This window comes from Bacillus sp. NPDC060175 (genome assembly GCF_042728695.1).
Classification (GTDB): Bacteria; Bacillota; Bacilli; order Bacillales; family Bacillaceae_G; genus Bacillus_A.
The window spans coordinates 40,834-61,757 of the sequence record NZ_JBHWYR010000026.1 but is presented as its reverse complement, the minus strand read 5'-3'; the positions used below and the strand labels follow the sequence as shown (position 1 = coordinate 61,757).

21 protein-coding genes and 1 other annotated feature are annotated in these 20,924 nt (G+C 37.1%); of the genes, 16 read left to right on the top strand and 5 right to left on the bottom strand.

Annotated features, from left to right (window positions below; translation table 11 throughout):
• Positions 1-67 precede the first annotated feature (67 nt).
• Positions 68-304, top strand: a binding site (T-box leader).
• A gap of 65 nt (positions 305-369) precedes the next feature.
• The 3 genes from ACFWDE_RS15000 to ACFWDE_RS14990 all read left to right on the top strand — a co-directional run bounded on the left by ACFWDE_RS15000 (position 370) and on the right by ACFWDE_RS14990 (position 3,239).
• Entirely contained in the window at positions 370-1,683 is a 1,314-nt protein-coding gene (locus tag ACFWDE_RS15000; RefSeq protein WP_264539419.1) for an APC family permease, read from the top strand.
• Complete coding sequence (locus ACFWDE_RS14995) at positions 1,683-2,978, top strand: MFS transporter (RefSeq protein ID WP_377893116.1); 1,296 nt, start codon at positions 1,683-1,685, stop codon at positions 2,976-2,978. The genes ACFWDE_RS15000 and ACFWDE_RS14995 overlap by 1 nt, the downstream gene beginning before the upstream one ends.
• A 78-nt stretch (positions 2,979-3,056) precedes the next feature.
• Entirely contained in the window at positions 3,057-3,239 is a 183-nt protein-coding gene (locus ACFWDE_RS14990; protein ID WP_377893114.1) for a hypothetical protein, read from the top strand.
• A gap of 31 nt (positions 3,240-3,270) precedes the next feature.
• Here the strand turns inward: ACFWDE_RS14990 and ACFWDE_RS14985 are convergent, their stop codons facing one another.
• The gene (locus ACFWDE_RS14985; RefSeq protein WP_377893111.1) at positions 3,271-4,029 is read right to left on the bottom strand and encodes a TrmB family transcriptional regulator; all 759 of its coding nucleotides are present in this window, start codon (positions 4,027-4,029) and stop codon (positions 3,271-3,273) included.
• A 208-nt stretch (positions 4,030-4,237) separates the two neighbouring features.
• On the opposite strand from ACFWDE_RS14985, the gene ACFWDE_RS14980 reads away from it, so the two are divergent.
• From ACFWDE_RS14980 to ACFWDE_RS14965, 4 genes are all read left to right on the top strand, one after another.
• Positions 4,238-6,253, top strand: coding sequence for a methyl-accepting chemotaxis protein (locus ACFWDE_RS14980; protein WP_377893122.1), 2,016 nt, complete (start codon positions 4,238-4,240; stop codon positions 6,251-6,253).
• 61 nt (positions 6,254-6,314) lie between these two features.
• Positions 6,315-6,617 (top strand): MTH1187 family thiamine-binding protein, encoded by a 303-nt coding sequence (locus ACFWDE_RS14975; RefSeq protein ID WP_001018860.1) that lies wholly within the window; start codon positions 6,315-6,317, stop codon positions 6,615-6,617.
• A gap of 47 nt (positions 6,618-6,664) precedes the next feature.
• Positions 6,665-6,910 (top strand): YusU family protein, encoded by a 246-nt coding sequence (locus ACFWDE_RS14970; protein ID WP_002145027.1) that lies wholly within the window; start codon positions 6,665-6,667, stop codon positions 6,908-6,910.
• A gap of 309 nt (positions 6,911-7,219) precedes the next feature.
• On the top strand, positions 7,220-8,137 hold the full coding sequence (locus tag ACFWDE_RS14965) for a proline dehydrogenase family protein (protein ID WP_002015957.1): 918 nt from the start codon (positions 7,220-7,222) through the stop codon (positions 8,135-8,137).
• A gap of 22 nt (positions 8,138-8,159) precedes the next feature.
• On the opposite strand, the gene ACFWDE_RS14960 is transcribed toward ACFWDE_RS14965, so the two are convergent.
• Together ACFWDE_RS14960 and ACFWDE_RS14955 are read right to left on the bottom strand one after the other, a co-directional pair.
• Complete coding sequence (locus tag ACFWDE_RS14960; RefSeq protein ID WP_289402265.1) at positions 8,160-8,999, bottom strand: D-alanyl-D-alanine carboxypeptidase family protein; 840 nt, start codon at positions 8,997-8,999, stop codon at positions 8,160-8,162.
• Between the two features lie 97 nt (positions 9,000-9,096).
• On the bottom strand, positions 9,097-9,243 hold the full coding sequence (locus ACFWDE_RS14955) for a YuzL family protein (RefSeq protein ID WP_001096344.1): 147 nt from the start codon (positions 9,241-9,243) through the stop codon (positions 9,097-9,099).
• A gap of 237 nt (positions 9,244-9,480) precedes the next feature.
• Between ACFWDE_RS14955 and ACFWDE_RS14950 the strand changes: the two genes are divergently transcribed.
• The 5 genes from ACFWDE_RS14950 to ACFWDE_RS14930 all read left to right on the top strand — a co-directional run bounded on the left by ACFWDE_RS14950 (position 9,481) and on the right by ACFWDE_RS14930 (position 16,647).
• A complete protein-coding gene (locus ACFWDE_RS14950) occupies positions 9,481-11,862 on the top strand; it encodes a 3-hydroxyacyl-CoA dehydrogenase/enoyl-CoA hydratase family protein (RefSeq protein ID WP_377893104.1) in 2,382 nt (793 codons plus the stop codon).
• 21 nt (positions 11,863-11,883) lie between these two features.
• A complete protein-coding gene (locus ACFWDE_RS14945; RefSeq protein WP_002112692.1) occupies positions 11,884-13,056 on the top strand; it encodes an acetyl-CoA C-acetyltransferase in 1,173 nt (390 codons plus the stop codon).
• A 382-nt stretch (positions 13,057-13,438) separates the two neighbouring features.
• Positions 13,439-15,223 carry an acyl-CoA dehydrogenase family protein gene (locus ACFWDE_RS14940; protein ID WP_377893101.1) on the top strand — a complete coding sequence of 595 codons (1,785 nt, stop codon included), beginning with the start codon at positions 13,439-13,441 and terminating at the stop codon, positions 15,221-15,223.
• 140 nt (positions 15,224-15,363) lie between these two features.
• Positions 15,364-16,086 carry an MBL fold metallo-hydrolase gene (locus ACFWDE_RS14935; protein WP_264539416.1) on the top strand — a complete coding sequence of 241 codons (723 nt, stop codon included), beginning with the start codon at positions 15,364-15,366 and terminating at the stop codon, positions 16,084-16,086.
• Between the two features lie 3 nt (positions 16,087-16,089).
• Positions 16,090-16,647: a TetR/AcrR family transcriptional regulator gene (locus tag ACFWDE_RS14930; RefSeq protein WP_377893097.1), complete on the top strand. Its 558-nt coding sequence runs from the start codon at positions 16,090-16,092 to the stop codon at positions 16,645-16,647.
• Positions 16,648-16,955: 308 nt separating this feature from the next.
• Here ACFWDE_RS14930 and ACFWDE_RS14925 read toward each other — a convergent pair whose 3' ends face one another.
• Positions 16,956-17,225 carry a hypothetical protein gene (locus ACFWDE_RS14925; RefSeq protein WP_377893094.1) on the bottom strand — a complete coding sequence of 90 codons (270 nt, stop codon included), beginning with the start codon at positions 17,223-17,225 and terminating at the stop codon, positions 16,956-16,958.
• A gap of 221 nt (positions 17,226-17,446) precedes the next feature.
• On the opposite strand from ACFWDE_RS14925, the gene ACFWDE_RS14920 reads away from it, so the two are divergent.
• The 4 genes from ACFWDE_RS14920 to ACFWDE_RS14905 all read left to right on the top strand — a co-directional run bounded on the left by ACFWDE_RS14920 (position 17,447) and on the right by ACFWDE_RS14905 (position 20,126).
• Positions 17,447-17,632, top strand: coding sequence for a hypothetical protein (locus ACFWDE_RS14920; RefSeq protein WP_001180550.1), 186 nt, complete (start codon positions 17,447-17,449; stop codon positions 17,630-17,632).
• A gap of 13 nt (positions 17,633-17,645) precedes the next feature.
• Positions 17,646-17,894: a spore coat protein gene (locus ACFWDE_RS14915; RefSeq protein ID WP_002034620.1), complete on the top strand. Its 249-nt coding sequence runs from the start codon at positions 17,646-17,648 to the stop codon at positions 17,892-17,894.
• A 245-nt stretch (positions 17,895-18,139) separates the two neighbouring features.
• Complete coding sequence (locus ACFWDE_RS14910; protein WP_483861751.1) at positions 18,140-19,090, top strand: L-lactate dehydrogenase; 951 nt, start codon at positions 18,140-18,142, stop codon at positions 19,088-19,090.
• A gap of 22 nt (positions 19,091-19,112) precedes the next feature.
• Positions 19,113-20,126, top strand: coding sequence for a PTS sugar transporter subunit IIC (locus tag ACFWDE_RS14905; RefSeq protein WP_088079624.1), 1,014 nt, complete (start codon positions 19,113-19,115; stop codon positions 20,124-20,126).
• Positions 20,127-20,183: 57 nt separating this feature from the next.
• Here ACFWDE_RS14905 and ACFWDE_RS14900 read toward each other — a convergent pair whose 3' ends face one another.
• Positions 20,184-20,831: a phosphatase PAP2 family protein gene (locus tag ACFWDE_RS14900; RefSeq protein WP_002145042.1), complete on the bottom strand. Its 648-nt coding sequence runs from the start codon at positions 20,829-20,831 to the stop codon at positions 20,184-20,186.
• Positions 20,832-20,924 lie beyond the last annotated feature (93 nt).

Sequence of the window (20,924 nt, the reverse complement as noted above, 5' to 3'; positions counted from 1 at the left end):
ATATAAAATATATATTGATTTTTTCTAACAATTCAATATAATGAACAATAACTACAAAATTCGACATCAAGAAGTGATGATGAGGACATGATCAATTTTTTACGATTCTCAGAGAGGGAAGCCTTTGGCTGTGAGCTTCCTAATACGAGAAAATCGATTACCACCTCTGAACTGCAGCAGTGAACGGATACCTAGTAATTGCTTGCCGGCAAAAACCGTTATTTGGACTTGAGAAATTGGTGAAGTGTGTAACTTTACGAATTGAAACAAGGGTGGAACCACGAATACAACACTCGTCCCTTTTTTAGGGAGGAGTGTTTTTTTATTTTATTTTTGCATCACACTAGTATTGGAAGGAGGATACGCAGCATGCATCATGATGAGAAAAACAAAATTGGTTTAACAGTAGCACTTTCTATCGTAGTAGGAACTATTATTGGGTCTGGTGTGTTTATGAAACCAGGGAGCGTATTAGATTACTCAGGGAGTTCTAATATGGCAATCCTTGCTTGGGTAATTGGTGGTCTGTTGACGTTAGCAAGTGGTTTAACAGTAGCCGAAATTGGGGCGCAAATTCCGAAGAATGGTGGGTTGTATACGTATTTAGAAGAGATTTATGGAAGTTTTTGGGGGTATTTATCTGGCTGGATGCAAACGATTGTTTATGGGCCAGCTATTATTGGAACGTTAGGTTTGTACTTTAGTTCTTTAATGATTAATTTTTTCTATTTAGATAAAGTATGGAATTTACCAATCGCAATTGGAACAGTTGTGTTCTTAGGCGTTGTAAATAGTATGGGAACAAAATACGGAGGTATCGTTCAAACGGTTACGACAGTTGGAAAGATGATTCCGATTATATTGATTGTTGTGTTAGGTTTTTGGAAAGGAAACAGTGATATTTTCAACGTAGTTGTGCCAATATCAGAAAATCAAAGTATCGGGATGGCAATTTTAGCAACTTTATTTGCCTATGACGGTTGGATTTTACTCGCTTCTATTGGCGGAGAAATGAAGAATCCAACAAAGTTATTACCGAAGGCAATGACAGTTGGGATTGTAATTGTAACAGCTGCTTACGTATTAATTAACTTAGCGTTATTAAATGTATTACCAGCAGCGAAAATTGTAGACCTTGGAGAAAATGCAACAGCTACAGCTGCGGGCATGTTACTTGGAGAATATGGCGGGAAAATTATTAGTATCGGTATTATCGTTTCTATTTTCGGTTGTTTAAATGGAAAGATTTTAACATTCCCACGTATTCCGATGTCGATGGCAGAGCGTGGACACCTTCCGTTTTCTAAGTTTATTGCAAAAGAAAATTCGAGATTTAAAACACCAGCAAATGCGATTACTGTTGAAATCATTTTAGGAATTATTTTAATGCTTATTAGTGATCCGAATAAGCTATCTGAGATTTCCGTATTCATCATTTATATTTTCTATGTAATGACATTTATCGGTGTCTTCATTTTAAGAAAACGTAACAAGGATAAAGAGCGTGCATATAGTGTACCGTTATTCCCGATTGTACCAATCATTGCGATTTTAGGATCATTATTTGTACTTGGAAGTGCGATTATTAATGATCCGGTAAGTTGCTTCTTATCAATTGGAATTGTATTTACTGGACTTCCGGTGTATTGGTACTTAAATAAGAAGAAAGAAACTGGAGTTTAATGATTGAAGGGCAGGCGTATAATAAGCCTGCCTTTTTTGCTGTAAAAAAATTATACTTGCGTCCACTTTCTCTTTTGGTTACTATAATGGTAGTAACCAAAAGAGAAAGTGTGGGGGAAGACTTGAATTTTCGTGTATATATTTTAGCTATTGCGGCTTTCGTAGTCGGAACGGTTGAGCTAATTATAGGAGGAACGCTTGATTTAGTTGCCAATGATTTAGGAGTATCCATTAGTGCAGCTGGTCAGCTTATTACAATATTTTCAGTAGTATTCGCTCTATCAGGGCCAGTTTTATTAGCATTAACAGGGAAGTTTGAAAGAAAAAAATTGTATGTTATGGCATTATCAATTTTCTTAGTTGGAAATATTGTTTCGGCATTTAGTGTGAATTATGAGATGTTAATGTTTTCAAGGGTAATTTGTGCGGCGAGTGGATCGCTTATTATTGCACTATCTGTAACACTTGCTTCTAGTGTAGTAGAACCGCATTTTCGTGCGCGTGCAATTGGGATCATTTTTATGGGGATTAGCGGATCGCTCGTACTTGGAGTACCGCTCGGTCTTGTACTCGGAAATGCATACGGATGGCGTGCGCCATTTGTATTAATTTCGATATTAACTGTTATGGCGATCGCTTGTATCTCATTGTTCTTAACAAAAGTACCACCGACATCGGTATTATCAATAAGAGAACAAATTGCTACTTTAAAGGATAAAAAAATTGTAAGTGCACAGTTAACATCATTTTTATTTTTAACGGGTCATTTAACGCTATATGCATATTTAACACCGTTTTTAAAAGATGTGATGCATGTTGAAGCAAACTGGATTAGTGTGTTTTACTTTATTTTCGGAATCGCAGCAGTAATTGGCGGCGGGCTTGGAGGCTGGCTTGCTGATAAATGGGGATCGAAGAAAAGTATTATCTCGATTATTATCGTATTTGCATGTGCTATCTTCCTATTGCCACTAATGACATTCTCATTCCCGCTCTTTATCATTATGATGGGCTTATGGAGTATGCTGAGCTGGGCGATTTCACCAGCGCAACAAAATTATTTAATTGAAATTGCACCGGAATCAGCTGGTATTCAGCAAGGGTTAAATAATTCTGCACTTCACTTAGGAATTGCACTTGGTTCAACAGTGGGCGGAGTTGTTATTGAAAAATCATCTGTTATATATAACGCTTGGGTAGGCGGCGGTTTTATTATATTGGCACTGCTTTGTGCGATTTTCTCAATTACGAGAGGACGTTTTAATCAGCTTGTGAAGGAAGAATCTATCGTTTGATAGGTTCTTTTTTATGTGTGAAAAATTGCAGGGGTTAGTAGAAAAATGAAGAAGGTATATATAGCGAGGTGATAGTATATGTATTCGAATTTTTCAATCATTGGTTTTTTATTTACGATCATACCATTCTTTCTTGTAATTTTTCTCTTTAGATGGGTTCGTTTCATCTATCAAAATTCAGAGAAACAAGTAGAGAAAAATGAGAAAATCATTGGGCTGTTGATGGAGATAAAGGAACAAAATGAAAAGGAGTCTAGGTGAAGAGCTAGACTCCTTTTTGCGTTTTAATTACTTAATACCTCAACTTCATCAACAAACTCTTAATTTCCTCATCTTCCATAAAGAGATCATGGTGTTTCTGGGTAATCTTTGCAAGTGCAACGTCATGATAGAAGAATTCCGTAAAGAACTTCACGAAAGGTTGTGACATTGTTTTCATCGCTTGCCATGATTCTTGCTCTACACCAGCAAATAAAATTTCACGATCGTCAACGATGAGTAGTAAATAACGCTCTAATGCGTTAGGTTCTTGAGCTGGGATTAAAAAATGCATGTTTTCTAAGTCTGTTTCCACTTTTCCAACTATGAGGGACTCGACTTGGACGCCTTGTTTTGCTTTTTGTTCTAGTAAAGGAAGATATTCTAAAAGGGTATCATTCCATGCGGAGATGCGTATGGATTCTTTCGCATCTTCTATAAGTTGCCTACTTTGTACTTTAATAGAAGACTGCATTTTTAAACTCCAAACGCGGTCATCTGTAAATGACTTTTTAGAAATATTATTTTCAAGTTCTTGAATATTAGATTGGAATTCTGTCGTTAACTTTTCAATTGCTAGCTTGAGTGGTAATGCTGTATACAATTTTTTCTTTTCAGAAACAGAATCCATTACCATACCTTTATCAATGAGTCGTGCTAACACTTCGTATATTTTTGCTTTTGGAACACCTGAATGTTTAACAATCGTTGTTGCATCTAATGGGTCATTGCTTGATACGACAACTTCATAAGCTTGGCTTTCATATTGTGAGAAACCGAATTTTTGTAGCATAGTTCCCTCCGAACGAATGAGATTATAGTTTAAGGATAATGAACTATTTGTGTTTACACAAGTGTTACGATACTAACTAAGTTGATTGAAATGAGAATAAATTTCAATTTTTTAAACTATATAGATTGAGGTTTTAGATTTATCTATTATACTTAATATAGTGATTAATACAATTGAATTTCATCGAGAAGGGGATGCTTTGGGGAAGATGTTGAGAAGTTTACGTTTAAAAATTGCGGTAGTATTTTCGGTGCTTATTTCTATGATGTTTGTAATATTAGGTACAGCTGTGTATCAATTGCAAAAAGAGAAAGAAACGCACTCCTTAGACCAGTATTCTGAAAATACGATGGATCTTGTGACAGAGCAGTTAACTGCATTTATGCAGCGAATTGAAGAAGATATGGGTCATTATGGAACTCATGATGATATTCAAAACATGCTACAAGATGGGGTTACCCCAGAAGAGGAGAGTTTTATTTTAAAGGAATTTTCAAGGTTTAAAAAGAATCATCCTGATATTTTAGATGTCTACATAGGGACGAAAGATAAAAAAACGTTGAGTGCAAATCTTGCTGATGGAGGAAAAGTACCTGAAGGATATGATCCAACAAGTCGTCCGTGGTATAAAACATCCGAAGCAGATACAAAATCGATTATTTGGGGACAACCACAATATGAAATCGCGACAGGTAAGTTAAGTATTGGAGTTTCAAAAGCCATTGTCGGGCAAGATGGATCTGTATTAGGGGTTGTTGCAATGGATGTATCACTAGGAACGATTCAAAAGCTACTCCATAATATTCAATATAATAATGGCGGAGAAATGTTTATTGTAAATGATAAAGGTATTGCCATTGTATATCCAGATAAAGTAGGGAAAGATGTTTCGAAAGAACCACTTGTAAAAAGTTTAAATAAAGATGAAACGAAATTTGCGGTGACGACATTGGATGGGAAAGATGTAGTAGCCTATAGTCAAGTGTTTGATAAGATGAAATGGAAAATTGGGATTGTATATCCGAAAGAGTCAATTGATAACTTACTCGTAGAAACAAGAAATACAGTTATTATAATGGCATGTATAAGTTTATTAATTGGAATATTAGCTTCATATTTATTCTCAAGAAGATTAGCAAGACCGTTACAATTATTAACGAATCACGTTCAAAAAGTAGCGGAAGGTGATTTAACGTTGCAAATGAAAGTGACAAGTAAAGATGAGGTTGGTACGCTTACGACCCACTTTAATCATATGGTTGAGCAAATGAATGAAATGGTAAGTAAAATTAAAAATAGTGTATCGACAGTGCAACAATCGACTCATAATCTGCATTATTTAACGAGTGAAACTGTAGCAGCTAGTAGAGAAGTTTCAGGTGCCATGGATGATGTGAGCGGAGGAGCTTCTACGCTTGCTAATAGTGTAGATGAAGTTTCAGCACAACTTGAAAATATGGCACAGTCGATGGAACAGATGAATAGTTCCGTTGGTGAAATAAAGGGAGTGACCGGCAAAGCAGAGGAAGCATCTAAACAGGGGCTCAATACGATGCGGAATTTAGTTCGTACGAGAGGACAATCATCTTCTATCGTTGTTCATACGGAAGAAGCATCCGGTAAGTTAGAGCAAAGAGTTGGATCGATTCAAAATGTGGTAGAACTTATAAAAGGTCTTTCGGATCAAACAAATTTACTTGCTTTAAACGCTTCGATTGAAGCAGCACGTGCAGGTGAGCAAGGTAAGGGCTTTGCTGTTGTTGCTGAAGAGGTTCGAAAATTAGCTGAACAATCAAAAGAGGCAACCGGTGAGATTGCAATAATGATTAGCGATGTGCAGTTAGAAGTAAAACGAGTTGTAGAGGTTGTAAGTAAACTGAAAGATATTGCGGATATACAAAATAAAGTTACGACAGAGGCAGAAGATGAATTCCGCACAATCATGTCAGTCGTAAGTACAATTAGTGCTTCAGTAGAGAAGATTGTAGCAGAAGTGCAGAATATAGGTCACGAGCAAGAAGAAATTACAGAAGTTATGCAAACAATTGCTAGCACGAGTCAAGAGAGTGCGGCTGTTTCTGAAGAGGTAAATGCAGCAACTGAGTCACAAGTGAATCATTTAGAAAAAGTAGCTCATACGATGGAAAGTTTGACAGAGAATATGCAGGACTTAGAGAGATTGGTTGAGCAATTTAAAGTAGAAGAAAACAGATTAGTAAAGTGATGAGGATTTAGGTAAAATAGACAATGGATATATAAGAAGCGATTATAGGAGGTAAGTTACTATGGCAATTGTTGACGTATCGATTATTCCAGTAGGAACAGGTAATCCAAGTGTTAGTGAATATGTAGCAGAAGTACAAAAGGTGCTAGAGAAAAATGCTGATCGCGTGAAGTATCAATTAACACCGATGAATACAATTATTGAGGGAGATCTTCCTGTCATTTTAGAAGTCATTCAACAAATGCATGAGGTTCCATATACGAAAGGTGCACAACGTGTTGCAACAACAATTCGTATTGATGATCGCCGTGATAAAGTAAGCACGATGGAGAAGAAATTAAACTCTGTTCGATCAAAATTATAAGAAAAAGCAGCGATCTTCGCTGCTTTTTTCATATAGGAGGAAATAAGATGAGTGAAAAGTTTAACGAGCAATTTGACGGATTACTAGAAAAATACACGGAACTATTACTTGGAGAGAGCAACGAAGAGCGAAAAGAGCAGGTACAGAAATGGGCACTTTATTCTTATATAGCTAAGACGATGCCAGCTTTAGTGAAACATTGGAATGAGACGTATCCAGATGCAAAAGAAGAGATGGTACAGTTAATTACGAATATTAAAAAGCTGAATGATGAGAAGCGAAATGAGAAGTAAGAAGGCTTGAGATAATGTTACCTCAAGTTTTTGTTATTAATATCCTCATATAATTTAGATGAAGTATAAATGGTTTTGTGAGCATGTCGAATATTTTCGGCATGCTCATTTTTCCCCTAGTAAACTCGTTTTTTTGAATGTCGAAAAATATTTTCTTCATATTTACAAACGAGAATATAGGGTTTTAAATGTTTTGATAGTATTTTATAAATTATCTAAATAATTATTTGTATCAAATAATTTTAAACAGTGATATAATTTCGAAGAGGGGTAAAAAACAGATAAATTATAGTCGTAGGGGTGAATTACATGGAACAATTAATGCGAAATTCGTTTCTTTTCTTATCTAAAAATAAAGCGCTAACAAAACTGGCTAAAAAGTACGGTTTACGCTTTGGTGCAGGTCGCTTCGTCGCAGGGGAGACGATTGAATTAGCGACAGCTGCAATTAAAGCATTAAATAAGCAAGGTCTTTGTGTAACAATCGATTATTTAGGTGAATTCGTTGATAACGAAGCGGAAGCAAATGAAATGGCTAGCGAATCGATTGAAGCGATTCGTGCAATTGGAAGAGAAGGTCTTAATTCACAGCTTTCTTTAAAGATGACTTCTATGGGATTAGATATCTCTGACGAAATCGTAATGAATAATATGCGCCGTATTTTAGAAGCTGCAAAAGAAAATGGTGTGTTTATTACAATTGATATGGAAGACTATACGCGCTGCGGAAAAACAATTGATATCTTTAAACAATTAAAATCTGAATACGATAATATTGGTACTGTTATTCAAGCTTACTTGTATCGTACAGAAAAAGATATTGAAGATTTAAACGCTTACAATCCTAATTTACGTCTTGTAAAAGGGGCCTATAAAGAACCTGAAGAAGTAGCGTTCCCGGAAAAGAAAGATGTAGATGATAATTATAAAAAAATTATTAAAATGCACTTATTAAATGGAAATTACACTGCAATTGCTTCACATGACGAAGCGATTATTGAATATACAAAAAAACTTGCCGAAGAACATAACATTCCAAGGGATCAATTTGAATTCCAAATGTTATTTGGTATTCGTACAGAGCGTCAACTTGAGCTAGTAAAAGAAGGCTACAAAATGCGTGTGTACGTACCTTATGGAAACGACTGGTATGGCTATTTCATGCGTCGTCTAGCAGAACGTCCAGCAAACGTTGCGTTCGTATTAAAAGGTATGATCAAAAAATAACCAAGGAGAAAATACTCCTTGGTTATTTTAATTGCTGAAATGCGTAGTTCGCCATTTTCTTCGTATCAGGGTATAGCTGCGTACGAGTAGAAGATAACACGACGTTAATGACGCGTTTACCGTCTTTTTCATCAACTGTTACGACTGTGTATTTTCCGAGTGCCGATAAACCGCTTTTACTTCCAATCGCATATGGATCGTCATATAGTTCTTCTCGTCCATAGTTTGCGATTTTTGGAGAGCGTTCGGAAGTATGTAGAGTTGTATTTACTGAATTCATATATTGTAAAACAATTGGATACTTTAATGCTTCTTTCGTAATAATAGCAATGTCATAAGGTGATACTTTATTTCCAAGTGCATCAGCACCACTTGCGTTTTTGAAAGTCGCATGCTTTGTACCAAGTTCCTTCGCTCTAGCATTCATCATTTTCACAAACTTTTCTTTTGATCCCGCAATATGTTCAGCGATTGACTCAGCGATTGGGTCTGCACTAATGATAAGCATAAGCTTTAATGCTTCATCACGTTTTAACTTTTCACCCGCACGAAGCTTAATCTTTGCACTTTGACTTTCTGTTTTAATCGCATTCTCTGTAACCGTAATTTCTTCATCTTCTTTCACATTCTCTAGTAAGAGAAGAGTTGTCATCATCTTGGCTATACTAGCCGGATAAGAGCGTTCATCTTCACGTTTTCCATACAAAATTTCCCCTGTGTCTGCATCAATTGTAATCCCGTATTGCCCAGTAATGTTAGGTTGATCTGCTCTTACAACTTGTTGCCTATGCGCATAAGAGAAGAAAATCATTCCTGTAAATAGTGTGGCGATCATTACAATCATAATTATTGTTCGTTTCATCGTCGTTCCCTCTTTTGTTTTCCATATGTACAAATAAATTGGGCAGAAAAAGCAGCCATTAATCATTATGCCACGTTCTCTGCCCAAAAATATAGCGTTATTTTTCGCCCATATTATGCTTCTTATATTGTTGGTTATTACCTTGACGCCCTTTTTCAACACCGTGATTATGCGGACCTGCATTTCCAGTTACGCTTGCTGCACTAATTCCAGCTTTTGAAGGGTTTTTCTTAAGTTTTGCCATATATATTCCTCCAGTTTCGTCAGATTATAAAAAGGAAAAGTGCATTTTAGTGAAGAAAATACACATGTATAGCATAGCCAAATGAAAGAAAAATATTTATTTCAGAAAATTTTATCAATAAATATATTGCGAAAATTCAAACTGTATCATATATTTATTAGTAGAGGCTCACTCATTGATTGCGACTTATGTCGAAAAATTGAATGAGCATTCATTCAAGAATAGGGGGAGAAATGGATGTTCCAAATTAAAAAGGCTGCTGTTCTAGGTTCAGGCGTAATGGGTTCAGGGATTGCGGCACACTTAGCTAATATTGGTATTCCGACATTATTGCTTGATATTGTACCACCGGCGCTTACGAAAGAAGAAGAAGCGAAGGGACTTACATTAGAACATAAAAGTGTGAGAAATCGTTTTAGTAATACGGCTGTGCAAAAACTATTAAAGCAAAAACCAGCTCCTCTGACAGTGAAAGGTAATCTAGCACTGATCGAAGCAGGTAACTTAGAAGATGATCTTGAGCGTCTTGCTGATGTAGATTGGATTATTGAAGTAGTAGTTGAAAATTTAGATATAAAGAAGAAACTATTTGAAAAAATAGATACTGTTCGTAAACCAGGCTCAATTGTGAGTTCAAATACATCAGGCATTTCCGTTGAAAAAATGGCAGAAGGTCGTTCAGACGACTTCCAGAAACACTTCTTAGGAACACACTTTTTTAACCCACCACGATATTTAAAACTTCTAGAGGTAATACCGACGAAAGAAACTGATCCACAAGTATTAAGCTTCATGAAACTATTTGGCGAAGACGTTCTTGGAAAAGGCGTTGTTATCGCAAAAGACACACCAAACTTTATTGGAAACCGCATCGGTACGTATGGCTTGCTTGTAACGCTTCAAGAAATGATTAAGCGTGGCTATAGTATTGGAGAAGTTGACTCTGTAACAGGTCCATTAATTGGTCGTCCGAAGAGCGCAACGTTCCGCACATTAGATGTTGTTGGTTTAGATACATTTGTACATGTTGCAAATAACGTATATGAAAATGTACAAGAAGAAGAGCGTGATGTATTTAAAGTACCAGCTTTCATGCATGACATGCTTGATAAAAAATGGCTTGGAAGTAAAACTGGTCAAGGCTTCTTCTTAAAGCAAGGAAAAGAAATTTTAGAATTAAATCCAGAAACGATGGAATACGAAGCGCGCAAAAAATTAAAAGCTGCATCTATCGAGTTAAGTAAGCAAGAAAAAGGATTAGCGAATAAATTGAAAGCGCTTGTATACGCGAAAGATCGTGCAGGAGAGTTACTATGGAACATTATCACACCAACTCTTTTATATTCTGCAAAACTTCATAAAGAAATTGCTGACGATATCGTTGCAATTGACCAAGCGATGAAATGGGGCTTCGGCTGGGAGCAAGGACCATTCGAAATTTGGGATGCAATCGGCGTTGAAAAGTCCGTTCAAAAGATGGAAGAAAACGGCGCAGTTGTTCCTACTTGGGTGAAAGAAATGGTAGAGAAAGGTTTTGCTACTTTCTATAAACATGATAATGGCGATAGCTACTATTATGATAATGGCGAATATAAGCGAATCGAACGTAACAAAAAGGCAATTTCTCTTAAGCAGTTAAAAGCAAAAAACGGTGTGTTAAAGAAAAATAGCGGAGCGAGCTTAATTGATTTAGGCGACGGCATCCTTTGCTTAGAATTCCATTCGAAGAGCAATGCAATCGGTATGGATATTACACAAATGATTAACTACGCTGTTGATGAAGTAGAAAAGAATTATAAAGGTCTTGTTATCGGAAACCAATCGAAGAACTTCTGCGTTGGTGCGAACCTTGCAATGATCTTAATGGAAGCACAAGACGACAACTACTTTGAAATTGAGTGGGTTGTGAAAAACTTCCAAGATGCAATGACGAAAATTAAGTACTCTTCTAAGCCAGTTGTAGCAGCGCCATATGGTATGACGCTTGGCGGCGGTACAGAAGTTTGTTTACCAGCAGCGAGCATTCAAGCTTCTAGCGAAACATATATGGGCTTAGTAGAAGTAGGTGTTGGCTTAATCCCTGGCGGAGGCGGTAACAAAGAGTTATACATTAAACACTTAAACAAAATGGCAAACGGTGTAGAGTTTGATCTGCAAAAAGTTGCGAACAAAGTATTTGAATCCGTAGCGATGGCGAAAGTTTCAACATCAGCACAAGAAGCGGTCTCTAACAACTTCTTAGGCGATAAAGACGGTATTAGTGTGAATGGTGATCACTTACTATATGATGCGAAACAAAAAGCACTTTCGTTATATGAAGCTGGCTATAAAGCGCCGATCCGTAAAAAGATACCAGTTGTTGGTGAAACAGGCTATGCAACGCTTGTACTTGGTGTAGAAGCAATGCATTTATCTGGTTACATTTCTGAATATGATCTTCACATTGCGAAGAAACTTGCATATGTCATTGCGGGCGGAAAAGTACCGTACGGAACAGAAGTTGATGAGCAATATTTATTAGATGTAGAACGTGAAGCATTTATTAGCTTAGTAAGTGAGATGAAATCACAAGCAAGAATGCAGCACATGCTTGTAAAAGGGAAGCCATTACGTAACTAATAACGAGGGGAGATATCGTTCATGAGAGAAGCTGTCATTGTTGCGGGAGCAAGAACACCAATTGGAAAAGCAAAGAGGGGTTCATTAAAAACAGTTCGTCCGGATGATTTAGGGGCATTAGTAGTAAAAGAAACGTTAAAGCGTGCGAATTATGAAGGACCAATTGATGATTTAATTTTCGGTTGTGCGATGCCAGAAGCAGAACAAGGTTTAAATATGGCTCGTAATATCGGCGGGCTAGCAGGACTTTCTTACGATGTTCCAGCTATTACAATTAACCGTTACTGTTCTTCAGGTTTACAAAGTATCGCTTACGGAGCAGAGCGCATTATGCTAGGTCACTCTGAAGCTGTATTATCAGGCGGAGCGGAATCAATGAGTTTAGTTCCAATGATGGGGCACGTTGTTCGTCCGAATAGTCGCCTTGTAGAAGCAGCTCCAGAATATTATATGGGTATGGGACATACAGCAGAGCAAGTTGCTGTGAAATATGGAATTTCTCGTGAAGAGCAAGATGCTTTTGCGGTAAGAAGTCACCAGCGCGCAGCAAAAGCGTTAGCTGAAGGGAACTTTGCGGATGAAACAGTAGCTGTAGATGTAATGTTACGCACTGTTGGAGCAAACAACAAACTGCAAGAGGAAACACGTATTTTCGCACAAGATGAAGGTGTAAGAGCGGAGACGACGCTAGACATTTTAGGTAAATTACGTCCAGCATTTAACGTTCGCGGTTCTGTAACGGCTGGTAACTCTTCACAAATGAGTGATGGAGCAGCATCTGTACTATTAATGGATCGTGAAAAAGCAGTGAGCGATGGCATGAAGCCACTTGCGAAATTCCGTTCATTTGCAGTAGCTGGTGTACCACCAGAAATAATGGGTATCGGTCCAATTGCTGCAATTCCGAAAGCGTTAAAACTAGCGGGATTAGAACTATCTGATATCGGCTTATTCGAGCTAAATGAGGCGTTCGCTTCTCAATCGATTCAAGTTATTCGTGAACTAGGATTAGATGAAGAAAAAGTAAATGTAAACGGCGGTGCAATCGCACTTGGACATCCACTTGGCTGTACAGGAGCAAAACTAACACTATCCCTTATTCACGAAATGAAACGCCGCAACCAACAATTCGGTATCGTAACAATGTGTATCGGCGGCGGAATGGGAGCAGCGGGAGTATTTGAATTACTATAAAAAAAGTGGAAGCGGCTCGCTCAGAATGTGAGGGGGATGGAGCTTCAGACGAAGAGGCGCATTTTGCCTCGTAGGAAGAAGTGAAGCCACCGAACATTTTAGCCGCTGGAACTGGATTATATAAAAAGTGCAGGTGGCTTGCTCAGAACAGGAGGGCGTTGGAAGCCCTGACGAAGAGGCGCTTTTTGCCTCAAAGGAAGGGGTGAAACGACCGACTGTTTTAGGCACCGGAACTGGATTGTAAAAAAGTGGAAGCGGCTCACCCAGAACAAGAGGACGCTAAAGCAAAGAATGGAAGCAACAAAGGTTTATAAAAAAATGAGAGCCAGCTTCTTTCAAAATGAGAAAAGCGGCTTATGAAAATATAAAGGAGGAAATTTTCATGGAAAAAACAGTAGGAAGTGCGGTTAAAGGCGGTAGCTTTTTAGTAGAGGAAATTACAATTGATCAAGTGTTTACGCCAGAAGATTTTTCATCTGAGCATAAAATGATTGCAAAAACGACAGAGGACTTTATCGTAAATGAAGTTCTTCCAGAGCTTGAATATTTAGAGCAACATGAGTTTGATCGTTCTGTGCGTCTTTTAAAAGAAGCTGGTGAACTTGGTTTACTAGGCGCTGACGTACCAGAAGAGTACGGCGGAATTGGTCTTGATAAAGTAAGCTCAGCGTTAATCGCAGAGAAATTCTCTCGCGCTGGTGGTTTTGCTATCACTCACGGTGCTCACGTTGGAATCGGATCGTTACCAATCGTGTTATTCGGTAACGAAGAGCAAAAGAAAAAATATTTACCACTACTTGCAACTGGTGAAAAATTAGCTGCATATGCATTAACTGAGCCAGGTTCAGGATCTGATGCATTAGGTGCAAAAACAACTGCACGTTTAAATGCAGAAGGTACACATTACGTATTAAACGGTGAAAAACAATGGATTACAAACTCCGCATTCGCTGACGTATTTATCGTATACGCAAAAATAGATGGCGAGCACTTCTCAGCATTTATCGTAGAGAAAGAATACGCTGGTGTATCTACAAGCCCAGAAGAAAAGAAAATGGGTATTAAATGTTCTTCAACTCGTACGTTAATTTTAGAGGATGCATTAGTACCGAAAGAAAATCTACTTGGTGAAATTGGTAAAGGCCATATTATCGCGTTCAACATTTTAAATATCGGCCGTTATAAATTAGGAGTTGGTACAGTTGGATCTGCGAAACGTGCAGTAGAAATTTCAGCACAATATGCAAATCAACGTCAACAGTTCAAACAACCAATCGCTCGCTTCCCATTAATTCAAGAGAAACTTGCGAATATGGCAGCAAAAACATATGCAGCTGAAAGCTCTGTATATCGTACAGTAGGTTTATTCGAAAGCCGCATGAGCACATTATCTGAAGAAGAAGTAAAAGATGGTAAAGCAGTAGCAGCTTCTATCGCTGAATATGCAATCGAGTGCTCTTTAAACAAAGTATTCGGTTCTGAAGTATTAGACTATACAGTAGATGAAGGTGTTCAAATTCACGGTGGTTACGGATTTATGGCAGAATACGAGATTGAAAGAATGTACCGCGATTCTCGTATTAACCGTATTTTCGAAGGAACGAACGAAATTAACCGCCTAATCGTACCAGGTACGTTCTTACGTAAAGCGATGAAAGGTGAATTACCATTACTACAAAAAGCGCAAAAATTACAAGAAGAGTTAATGATGATGATGCCAGAAGAAGTAGGCGATGAGCCATTAGCACTTCAAAAATATTTAGTAAGTAACGCTAAGAAAATCGGCTTAATGGTAGCTGGATTAGCGGCTCAAAAATACGGTAAAGCATTAGATAAAGAGCAAGAAATTCTTGTGAATATCGCTGACATCGTAAGCAATCTTTACGCAATGGAATCAGCTCTTCTTCGTACAGAAAAAGCAATTAAAACAACTGGTCTTGAAAAGAATAAACAAAAAGTGTTATACACTGAAGTATTCTGCCAAGAAGCATTCAACGAAATCGAAGCAGATGCGAAAGAAACACTTATCGCAGTTGAAAATGGCGACATGCTGCGCATGATGTTATCATCATTACGTAAATTAACTCGCCACACACCACTTAACGTAATTCCGAAGAAACGTGAAATTGCTGCGAAAATTTTAGAAGATGAGCGTTACACAGTTTAATATCTTTAAAGAACAGTAGTCGTTTATACGACTACTGTTCTTTTTTTTTGCAAAAATGAAATTTTTAGTGACATGAAACTAATGCCATTAGTATAATAAAACTAATAGCATTAGTTTTATTCGGAAAGGGAGCTGGAAATATGAGAGTGATACATGAAAAAACGGTATATCAATTGTCATTTTTGCCAAGAGTGTTTCCTGTGAATTGTTACTTTGTCGAGGAAGAAGATGGTTTAACTTTAATTGATGCGGCTTTGCCATATAGCGCAAAAGGAATTTTACAGGCGGCTGAGAAAATAGGGAAACCAATTACTAAGATTGTATTAACACATGCGCATGATGATCATATTGGTGCATTAGACGCATTAAAGGAAGTGCTTCCTAATGTTCCAGTCTATATTTCTAAGCGGGACGCAAAGCTTTTAGAAGGAGATACGACGTTACAAAAGGATGAACCGAATATACCAATAAAAGGCGGTGTACCTAAAAAGGTAAAAACAGTACCTGATGTTTTATTGGAGGATGGCGACCGAGTTGGATCGCTTCTTGCGATTATGACACCGGGACATACGCCAGGTTCCATGTCGTTTCTTGATGTACGAAATAAAGCTCTAATTGTCGGGGATGCCTTCCAAACAAGAGGAGGTATGGCTGTTTCGGGACAAATGAAATTTTGGTTTCCGTTTCCTGCAATGGCAACGTGGAGCAAAGAAATATCATTACAAAGTGCAGAGAAGCTAAGCGAATATGAGCCTTCCTTGCTTGCGGCAGGACATGGGAAAATGATAAAGGATCCAAGCACTGTCATAAAACTTGCTATTAAGGAAGCTAAGCGGAATATAGAAAGTAGGAAAGAGGGTTAATTTATGTCACCGAGAATCGGACTTACATTACAGAAAATCGTAGAAACAGCGGCAGAACTTGCAGATACAAATGGAATACAAGAAGTAACGTTAGCTTCATTAGCACAAAGGTTAGGGGTACGTTCGCCCTCGCTATATAATCATGTGAAAGGTTTACAAGATGTACGGAAAAATCTTGGTATTTACGGAATAAAACAGTTGCATAACAGACTGGAAGAAACGGCCGAGGGTAAACGTATGGATGAAGCAATTCATGCATTAGGAGAAGCGTACGTAGCATTCGTCCGAAAACATCCTGGGTTGTATGAAGCAACCTTTTCACGAGATGAAGAAGTAAGAAAAGCAGGTGACGGAATTGTAAAGCTTTGTCTTCAGGTTTTACAACAGTACGGCTTAGAAGGAGAGAATGCACTTCATGCGACACGTGGATTCAGAAGTATTTGTCATGGATTTGCGTCGATTGAACAGCAAGGTGGATTTGGTTTGCCGCTAGATTTAGATACAAGTTTACATGTTTTATTGGAAACGTTTATTAAAGGATTACATGTAATGAGAGATTGAATAAGAGGAAACCTTAGAAGTGATTCTAAGGTTTTTTAGTGCATATAATCCCAAAAGAACCAAATACTAATGACGAATGAACAAAGAAAGGTAGGAGTATTCTATGCAAAATTTAACAGAGCTTGAAAATGAGAAGGAGCCCCTACTGATTTAGAGGCTCTTTCTTGCTAAATAATATTATTTAGCAGGCTTTAGAAAAATATATATTGCTAAGAAAAAATTAAAAAACGTAAATACGAAAGGGTCGTGGCTTGACTCAGAATCATAAGCTTCTTGGCTTTTTGTAAGAAAATCGTGGATTTTCATAGTCATTGCTCCTTTGTTATGTAGAGTTTATAAAAGGTAGTTTTTTTTAAAAAACTACCGCTTACTAATTGAGTTGCATTAATAAATAATAAGAAAAATGTAGTGTTACGATTTTTATAGTTGTTAAGTGCAATGAACAAAAGATAAATGAGAAATAACATATGCAAAGGTATAGAAGTGAATAGTGGTTTTAAAGTTAATACATCGATTAAAAGTTTTACATATAAGATTGCATAAACGATAAAGAAGATAACTTTAAATTTACTTTGCATAAGTACATCTTCTTAATATGATTTGTGTGTTAATTATGTAGTTATCATAAGGGGATATTTTTAAAAATTGTATTTTTCTGTAATTATAACATTTTTCTGTTTTTATAAATAGATGTGTTTGGTTTTAGTATGGAGGAAATTTTAGAAAGTTTTTAATGAATATGATTTGAAAAGAATCAAATAATAAATGGTGAATGAAAGAAGAAAGGTAGGAGTATTCTATGCAAAATTTAACAGAGCTTGAAGTAGAAAACTTACGTCATTTGATTGGTGGACATGCGACGATTATTAACAAATTGGACCAGTATGCACAGGCTTGTACAGATCCACAGCTAAAGCAAATGCTACAAAAGGATGCGCAAGATGCACGAAATACGAAACAGCAATTAATGACTTTTTTAGGATAGGAGGAAGAGAGAAATGAATGAAAAAGATATGGTAAACGATTATTTAGCAGGGTTAAATTCAAGTTTAACAAGTTATGCAAATTATATTTCTCAGTCTGATAATGAACAGTTACATCAAACGTTAATTCAAATTCGTAATCAAGATGAATCTCGTCAACGTAATATGTATGAATACGCAAAGCAAAAAAGTTATTATAAGCCGGCAGCGCCTGCTAATCCAATGATTGTACAACAATTAAAAAGTCAATTAAGTGCGGAATAGCGCGATGAATGAAACGAGCGAATGGATTCGCTCGTTTTTATTTGGTATATGTCAATAAATACATAATAAATATTTTTCCAGTTGTAACAAATATGACAAGAATTGAATATAACAATTCACAAAAAGGACAAAAACTTTGCTCAACATTTCACAAAGTATCCATGGTTTCTATCGTGAGAACCTCTATAATTAGGAGTGTAAAGAACAAAAGAAATAGACTACATAATCAATTGGGAGAGATTGCTATGAATAGAAACACAAGAAAAATTGCAATTATCGGTACTGGATTAGTTGGATCAAGCTGTGCGTATTCCATTGTAAACCAAGGGATTTGCGAAGAGCTATTGTTAATTGATATAAATCATGAACGTGCAGTTGGAGAAGCGATGGATTTATCGCACTGCATTAACTTTACAAATACAAGAACAAAAGTATATGCAGGAAGTTATGAAGACTGCAAAGATATGGACATTGTTATTATTACAGCAGGACCAGCGCCGAAGCCTGGGCAAAGTCGTTTAGACACTTTAGGAGCAAGCGCTAAGATTATGGAAAGCATTGTTGGCGGCGTAATGGAAAGTGGATTTGATGGCATTTTCTTACTCGCATCGAACCCAGTTGACATTATTACATATCAAGTGTGGAAATTATCTGGTTTGCCAAGACATCGTGTACTTGGTACTGGTACATCACTAGATTCTTCTCGCTTAAGAACAATTTTATCTGAAATGTTACATGTAGACCCTCGTAGTATTCATGGGTATTCATTAGGAGAACATGGTGATTCTCAAATGGTTGCTTGGTCTCATGTAACTGTTGGTGGAAAACCAATTCTGCAAATTTTAGAGGAACAAAAAGAACGCTTAGGTGAAATAGATTTAGATGAAATTGTTGAGAAGACTGCAAAAGCTGGATGGGAAATTTATAAGCGCAAAGGAACTACTTATTACGGAATTGGAAATTCTTTAGCTTATATTGCGCGCTCAATTTTCAATGATGATCACCGTGTTATCGCTGTTTCAGCTATTTTAGATGGTGAATATGGCGAATACGATATTTGTACAGGAGTACCGGCAATTATTACTAGAGACGGTATAAGAGAAGTGGTAGAACTGAACTTATTAGAAGATGAAGAAAGCCGCTTTGCAAAATCAAACGATGTTTTACGCGATTATATGAAAACAGTTGGTTACTAACTTATAGGAGAAGGTGAAACAAATGAAGGAATATATAATGTCTCGTGTGTTTAAAGCTTCTGCCGGAATCGCACAGGGTATTTTCGTATCCCTCGGAATTGGTTTACTGATCGAAAATATAGGAAGAATTGTTGATATCCCATTACTTATTACAATCGGAGTTGTTGCAAAATCACTTATGGCACCAGCAATTGGAGCCGGAATTGCTTTTATGCTCGGTGCAAACGGGCTCGTAATTTTCTCAGCGATGGTAGCTGGAGCAATTGGAGCTGGCTCAATTTCAATTACTGAAGCTGGTCTCATCATTAAAACAGGTGAACCGATCGGTGCATTATTAACAGCGACTTTAGCAGTTTATATTGGTAAACGATTAAGTGGAAAAACTGCTTTAGATATGATGCTCGTTCCATTTGCAGCAATATTAGGTTCTGGTTTAGTCGGTATTTGGTTAGCTCAAAATATTAGCCCAGTTTTAAATACAGTTGGAGCATTCATTAAAGATAGTTCAGCTGGTAGCCCATTTATTGCTTCTGTCGTGATTGCTGTAGTTTGGGGACTATTACTTATCTCACCGGCCTCATCAGCTGCTTTAGCGATAGCACTTAGCTTAGATGGTGTTGCGGGAGGTGCAGCACTTGCAGGATGTGTTGCTCAGTTTATCGGATTCTCTGTTATTTCAGCGAAAGAGAATAATTTAGGTGGCATATTAGCTCAGGCACTTTGTACTCCAAAAGTACAGTTGCCGAACATTACTAAAAATCCAATGATTCTCGTCCCAACTGTCGTCGCCAGTGCTATAGTGGGCCCAGTATCAGCATTAATTTTCCAACTGGAAGCAGGAAAAGAAATTGCAGGTCTTGGATTAAGCTCTCTTATCGCACCAATTAATTTAATTTCCAGCCAAGGGTGGGAGGTTGTCCCAGCGATGATAATCACTTATATCATCATCCCAGTAGCGGTTTCTTATATACTTTATATTGCTCTTAAAAAAGCAGGTCGTATTCATTCTGGTGATATGACTGTACCGCAATCTTAATTTGAAAATCTCCTTAATATAGAAAAAAGCAGACTGAAGAAGCCACAGTCTGCTTTTTTACATTTTGTGATTTTGTTTTACTGGAACTGTTACTGTTTCTTTTGCTAATAATAGTTGAACACCGAAGTATAGTACGCTTGCAAGCGTCATTCCAGAAATGGCGTCTACAAATGCATGCTGCTTCGTAAATAGCGTTGATAAAATGATAAGTGTACCGAAGAAAGTAAGGATGTAATATTCCAAAGCATGCTGTTCTCTACGCTTAAAGGCAGCTAACATAATTACAAATGTCGTAAGGACATGAATGCTTGGGAAACAGTTTACTGGATGATCAATACTATAAATATAGCGGACTAGTTCGGAAAATACATCTGTTCCAACGACGGTTGGGCGTGGTACAGTTGTCTGCCAAAAAAAATAAATCGAAAAACAAGCAAGTTTTCCAAGAATTACACTACTTAAAGTGACATAATATTGCTTTCGATCAGCAAAACAGTAATAAATAAGTGCACCGTATAAGTATGGAAACCAAAGTAAGTAAGGAATAATAAACGCTTTCACAAATGGAATCCAGTCATCTACTACAGTTGTGACATCTACTGCGTGAACAGTAGATTTATTTAATACATCGTAAAGGGGACTTACGAGTACGAGTAGAAGTATATAACTTAACGGAAGAAGGGATGAAAGTTTAAATTTCTTCATGATAATCTCCTATGTTTTAGTAATGTAAATAAATTCAATTGATTATAATATAGAAAATCCAATTGGGCTATCGATTTTACTTACATTTTCTTG

Bases quoted from the DNA above. Each gene is read 5' to 3' on its own strand.
- ACFWDE_RS15000 (WP_264539419.1), top strand. From the start codon at position 370: ATGCATCATGATGAGAAAAACAAAATTGGTTTAACAGTAGCACTTTCT.
- ACFWDE_RS14995 (WP_377893116.1), top strand. From the start codon at position 1,683: ATGATTGAAGGGCAGGCGTATAATAAGCCTGCCTTTTTTGCTGTAAAA.
- ACFWDE_RS14990 (WP_377893114.1), top strand. From the start codon at position 3,057: ATGTATTCGAATTTTTCAATCATTGGTTTTTTATTTACGATCATACCA.
- ACFWDE_RS14985 (WP_377893111.1), bottom strand. From the start codon at position 4,029: ATGCTACAAAAATTCGGTTTCTCACAATATGAAAGCCAAGCTTATGAA.
- ACFWDE_RS14980 (WP_377893122.1), top strand. From the start codon at position 4,238: ATGTTGAGAAGTTTACGTTTAAAAATTGCGGTAGTATTTTCGGTGCTT.
- ACFWDE_RS14975 (WP_001018860.1), top strand. From the start codon at position 6,315: ATGGCAATTGTTGACGTATCGATTATTCCAGTAGGAACAGGTAATCCA.
- ACFWDE_RS14970 (WP_002145027.1), top strand. From the start codon at position 6,665: ATGAGTGAAAAGTTTAACGAGCAATTTGACGGATTACTAGAAAAATAC.
- ACFWDE_RS14965 (WP_002015957.1), top strand. From the start codon at position 7,220: ATGGAACAATTAATGCGAAATTCGTTTCTTTTCTTATCTAAAAATAAA.
- ACFWDE_RS14960 (WP_289402265.1), bottom strand. From the start codon at position 8,999: ATGAAACGAACAATAATTATGATTGTAATGATCGCCACACTATTTACA.
- ACFWDE_RS14955 (WP_001096344.1), bottom strand. From the start codon at position 9,243: ATGGCAAAACTTAAGAAAAACCCTTCAAAAGCTGGAATTAGTGCAGCA.
- ACFWDE_RS14950 (WP_377893104.1), top strand. From the start codon at position 9,481: ATGTTCCAAATTAAAAAGGCTGCTGTTCTAGGTTCAGGCGTAATGGGT.
- ACFWDE_RS14945 (WP_002112692.1), top strand. From the start codon at position 11,884: ATGAGAGAAGCTGTCATTGTTGCGGGAGCAAGAACACCAATTGGAAAA.
- ACFWDE_RS14940 (WP_377893101.1), top strand. From the start codon at position 13,439: ATGGAAAAAACAGTAGGAAGTGCGGTTAAAGGCGGTAGCTTTTTAGTA.
- ACFWDE_RS14935 (WP_264539416.1), top strand. From the start codon at position 15,364: ATGAGAGTGATACATGAAAAAACGGTATATCAATTGTCATTTTTGCCA.
- ACFWDE_RS14930 (WP_377893097.1), top strand. From the start codon at position 16,090: ATGTCACCGAGAATCGGACTTACATTACAGAAAATCGTAGAAACAGCG.
- ACFWDE_RS14925 (WP_377893094.1), bottom strand. From the start codon at position 17,225: ATGCAAAGTAAATTTAAAGTTATCTTCTTTATCGTTTATGCAATCTTA.
- ACFWDE_RS14920 (WP_001180550.1), top strand. From the start codon at position 17,447: ATGCAAAATTTAACAGAGCTTGAAGTAGAAAACTTACGTCATTTGATT.
- ACFWDE_RS14915 (WP_002034620.1), top strand. From the start codon at position 17,646: ATGAATGAAAAAGATATGGTAAACGATTATTTAGCAGGGTTAAATTCA.
- ACFWDE_RS14910 (WP_483861751.1), top strand. From the start codon at position 18,140: ATGAATAGAAACACAAGAAAAATTGCAATTATCGGTACTGGATTAGTT.
- ACFWDE_RS14905 (WP_088079624.1), top strand. From the start codon at position 19,113: ATGAAGGAATATATAATGTCTCGTGTGTTTAAAGCTTCTGCCGGAATC.
- ACFWDE_RS14900 (WP_002145042.1), bottom strand. From the start codon at position 20,831: ATGAAGAAATTTAAACTTTCATCCCTTCTTCCGTTAAGTTATATACTT.